Source organism: Bradyrhizobium sp. P2_E8, assembly GCF_056403875.1.
On the sequence record NZ_JBFUES010000619.1, the window covers coordinates 1 to 4,591 of the forward strand.

The following is a 4,591-nucleotide window of genomic DNA, read 5'->3' on the forward strand; positions in this document are numbered from 1 at the left end:
TCAACGGACCAATCGAGCCGGAGCGCGTGACAGAGACGGACCGGGGCCGGGACGTCGCACCGCGGCGGCACGCGCGTCGTCGGGGAGGGCGCCTCGCCGGCTTCGGCCTGATCCTCGTGGCCGGCACGGCGCTGGCGTCGGGTGCATGGAGCCACTATGCGGAGCGCCGCCAGGTGCTCGCGACGGCCGAGCAGGCGCGTGAGTTCGTGCCGCAGGTCCGTGTCACCACCGTCGAGCCCAGCGACACGAACGAGGTCGTGAAACTGCCGGCGACGACCTCCGCCTTTGCTAGCGCCAACATCTTCGCCCGGGCCAGCGGCTATATCGCCACCCGCGCGGTCGATATCGGCGACCACGTCAAGGCAGGGCAGTTGCTCGCCGAAATCGTCGCCCCCGAGCTTGATCACCAGATCGCCCAGGCCGAAGCGACGCTTGCCCAGCTCAACTGGTCGTTCCAGCAGGCCCAGGCGAACCGCGAGCTTGCCAAAGTCACCTGGGACCGCGATCGGCCGCTGGTCGACAAGGGATGGGTCACGGCGCAGCAGGGCACCATCGACGAGCAGACCCTCAAGGCCCAGGACGCCGCGGTGTCCGTGGCACAGGCCAATATCAGGGCGGAGGAGGCGCAGTTGCAGGTGCTTCGCCAGCAGAAGCTCTATCAGAGCGTGGTGGCCCCGTTCGACGGCGTCATCACCCAGCGCAACATCGACGTCGGCAGCCTGGTCCAGGCCGACGCGACCTCGGGCACCTTCATGTTCACGCTCCAGCAGGGCAATGTAATCCGTACCCAGGTGTTCGTGCCGCAGGACGCCGCCTTTGGCCTCAAGCCCGGCATAGCCGCGGTGGTCCATGTGCCGGAGATCCCGGACCGGACCTTTCCAGGCACCGTGACCCGCATTGCGGACGCGCTCCAGCCGGGATCGCGGACGCTGCTCACCGAGGTCGATATTCCCAATCCCGACGCTGCGCTCACGTCGGGGATCTACTGCACCGTGGAACTGCACATCCCACGGCAGACCCCAAGCTTCCGGATCTCTGCCGACGCCGTGATCTTCAACGCCGGAGGCATGCAGGTCGCCGTGGTGGACAATGGCGTCGTGCACCTCAGGAAGATCAACGTGCTGCGCGACCTCGGCCGCGAACTCGAGGTCGACAGCGGCGTCAAGCGTGGCGACCAGATCATCCTCAATCCATCCGTCGATCTCGCCGACGGCGCCAAGGTCCGAGCCCAGCCGACAACGGCCGTGTCGTAGCCCGTAAGGGCAGGATTGGCGCGAGAGGCGAGCAGCCTGGATGCCGCCATGAGCCCATGGCCACCCATATCCATGATTCGCATAAGGTATATTATGGAATATCTTTATATACAATCAGATCAATTATTTAGACGGAATTCCTGCCATCCCGTCTTCGCTCCAGCGCGATTGTCGGCCCGGCCCTCGCACGTCGTCCCAGCTCTTGACGGCTACTGTGCATGGGGTTGTTTTTCGCGTTTTTGAATCCGGGCTCGATGTGCCCAAAGCCGATATTGCCGTGACGTTGTCCGGCTGCAATAAGCGAGGCTTCGCGAGATCGCAGATGACCTTCTGACTCGACGTCCGTATAGGTTTGCGTCTCAGAACAACAACAAACCTTCCGAGGAAGCAGACCCATGAGCTTTTCCCGACGCACGCTTCTCAAGGCCTCCGCCGCGACCGCGGTCCTGGGCGGCCTCGGTGCGCCCCATGTGGCCCGCGCCCAGAGCGCCGAGTTCAGCTACAAATACGCCAATAACCTGCCGGACACCCATCCGCTGAACGTGCGCGCCAAGGAGATGGCGGCGGCGATCAAGAGCGAGACCAACGGCAAGTTCGACCTCCAGATCTTCCCGAACAACCAGCTCGGCTCCGACACCGACATGCTGAGCCAGATCCGCTCCGGCGGCGTCGAGTTCTTCACGCTGTCGGGCCTGATCCTGTCGACCCTGGTGCCGGCCGCGTCCATCAACGGCATCGGCTTCGCGTTCCCGGACTACGACACGGTCTGGAAAGCCATGGACGGCGATCTCGGCGCGCATGTCCGCGGCGAGATCAAGAAGGCCGGCCTCGAGGTCATGGACAAGATCTGGGACAACGGCTTCCGCCAGACCACGTCCTCGACCAGGCCGATCAACGGTCCCGACGACCTCAAGGGCTTCAAGATCCGCGTGCCGGTGTCGCCGCTGTGGACCTCGATGTTCAAGGCGTTCGATGCAGCGCCCGCCTCGATCAATTTCAGCGAGGTCTATTCCGCGCTCCAGACCAAGATCGTCGAGGGCCAGGAGAACCCGCTGGCGATCATCTCGACCGCAAAGCTCTACGAGGTGCAGAAATACTGCTCGCTGACCAACCACATGTGGGACGGCTTCTGGTTCCTGGCCAATCGCCGCGCCTGGAGCGCGCTGCCGGAAGATGTGCGCACCATCGTCGCCAAGAACATCAATGCCGCCGCGGTCAAGGAGCGCGAGGATACCGCCAAGCTCAATGCCAATCTCCAGCAGGAGCTCGCGGCCAAGGGCCTGATCTTCAATCAGCCCACGGTCGCGCCGTTCCGCGACAAGCTGCGGACCGCCGGCTTCTATGCCGAGTGGAAGGGCAAATATGGCGATCAGGCCTGGGACCTCCTGGAGAAGGCCGTCGGCAAGCTCTCGTAACGCGTTGGGGCCGTCATGGCTCATATCGAGGTTGAGGTGACCGAAGTGGCGGGCGAGGCGGCTGTTCAGTCCCCTCGCCGATCCTCACTGCTGGCTTCGCTCGAACGCGTCCTCGGCCTCGCCGTCGAAATCCCGGCTGCGACCCTGGTGGTCGCCGAGATCGTGATCCTGTTTGCCGGCGTGGTCGCGCGCTACGGCCTGCACCGGCCGCTGATCTGGTCGGATGAGCTCGCCTCGATCCTGTTCCTGTGGCTGGCCATGCTGGGCGCGGCGGTCGCATTCCGCCGCTCCGAGCACATGCGCATGACCGCGGTCGTCGCGAGCGCCGGACCCGCGATGCGGGCCTATCTGGATCTGGTCGCGACCTGCGCGGCGCTCGCGTTCCTGACGCTGATCGTGTGGCCATCCGCCGAATACGCCTACGAGGAAAGCTTCATCACCACGCCGGCGCTGCAGATCTCGAACATCTGGCGCGCCGCGGCGCTGCCGGCCGGCATCTGCCTGATGGCGGCGTTCGCACTGCTGCGGCTGCTGCGCGCCACCGATTACCGCATGGTGCTGATGGCCGTGATCTCCGTTGCCGTCGTCGTCGGCCTGTTCTGGCTGGCGCAGCCTTATCTGCGGCCGCTCGGCAACCTCAACCTCGTCATCTTCTTCGTCGGCGTCGCCGGCTTCTGCGTCTTTGCCGGCGTTCCCATTGCGTTCGGCTTTGGCCTTGCGATCTTCGGCTATCTGGCGCTGACCACGCGCACGCCGGTCATGGTGCTGATCGGACGGATGGACGAGGGCATGAGCCATCTCATCCTGCTCTCGGTGCCGCTGTTCGTGTTCCTGGGGCTGCTGATCGAGATGACGGGCATGGCGCGGGCCATGGTGGCGTTCCTGGCGAGCCTGCTGGGGCATGTCCGCGGCGGCCTGCATTACGTGCTGGTCGGCGCCATGTACCTGGTCTCCGGCATTTCCGGCGCCAAGGCCGCGGACATGGCCGCTGTTGCGCCCGTGCTGTTCCCGGAGATGAAACAGCGCGGCGCCCGCCCCGGCGACCTCGTCGCGCTTCTTGCGGCGACGGGGGCCCAGACCGAGACCATTCCGCCGAGCCTCGTGCTGATCACGATCGGCTCGGTCACCGGCGTCTCGATCGCGGCGCTGTTCACCGGCGGCCTGCTGCCCGGCGTCGTGCTCGCCGTCACGCTCTGCATGCTGGTGTGGTGGCGCTACCGCCATGAGGACATGAGCCATGTCCGCCGCGCCACGGGCAGCGAGATCGGCAAGACGTTCGTCGTCGCCCTGCCCGCGCTCGCGCTGCCCTTCGTGATCCGCTACGCCGTGGTCGAGGGCATCGCCACTGCCACCGAAGTCTCCACCATCGGCATCGTCTACGGCGCCCTGGTCGGCCTCCTGGTCTATCGCCGCTTCGACTGGCGGCGGCTGTTTCCGATGCTGGTCGAGACCGCGGCGCTGTCGGGCGCCATCCTCCTGATCATCGGCACCGCCACCGGTATGGCCTGGGGCCTGACCCAATCCGGCTTCTCGCGCTCGCTGGCGGCGGCCATGACGGGATTGCCGGGCGGCTCGGCGACCTTCATCGCCGTGTCCATCCTGGCTTTCACCATCCTCGGCAGCGTGCTGGAGGGCATCCCGGCGATCGTGCTGTTCGGGCCGCTGCTGTTTCCGATTGCCCGCGCAGTCGGCGTGCACGAGGTGCACTATGCGATGGTGATCATTCTGGCCATGGGTATCGGGCTATTCGCCCCGCCCTTCGGCGTCGGCTATTATGCCGCCTGCGCCATCGGACGCGTCGACCCGGCCGAAGGCATCAGGCCGATCTGGGGCTATCTGCTGGCGCTGCTGGTGGGATTGATCATCGTCGCGATCTTCCCGTGGATCTCGATCGGATTTCTTTGAAGCGCTTTGAGGAGGGTG

General features: G+C 65.5%; 3 protein-coding genes. All 3 read left to right on the top strand.

Going from position 1 to position 4,591, the window contains the following annotated elements:
- Window positions 1–26: 26 nt before the first annotated feature.
- Entirely contained in the window at window positions 27–1,253 is a 1,227-nt protein-coding gene (locus tag AC1D00_RS28035; RefSeq protein WP_477012885.1) for an efflux RND transporter periplasmic adaptor subunit, read from the top strand.
- Between the two features lie 395 nt (window positions 1,254–1,648).
- Complete coding sequence (locus AC1D00_RS28040) at window positions 1,649–2,668, top strand: TRAP transporter substrate-binding protein (protein ID WP_404556357.1); 1,020 nt, start codon at window positions 1,649–1,651, stop codon at window positions 2,666–2,668.
- A gap of 15 nt (window positions 2,669–2,683) precedes the next feature.
- Complete coding sequence (locus AC1D00_RS28045; protein ID WP_477012884.1) at window positions 2,684–4,573, top strand: TRAP transporter large permease; 1,890 nt, start codon at window positions 2,684–2,686, stop codon at window positions 4,571–4,573.
- Window positions 4,574–4,591 lie beyond the last annotated feature (18 nt).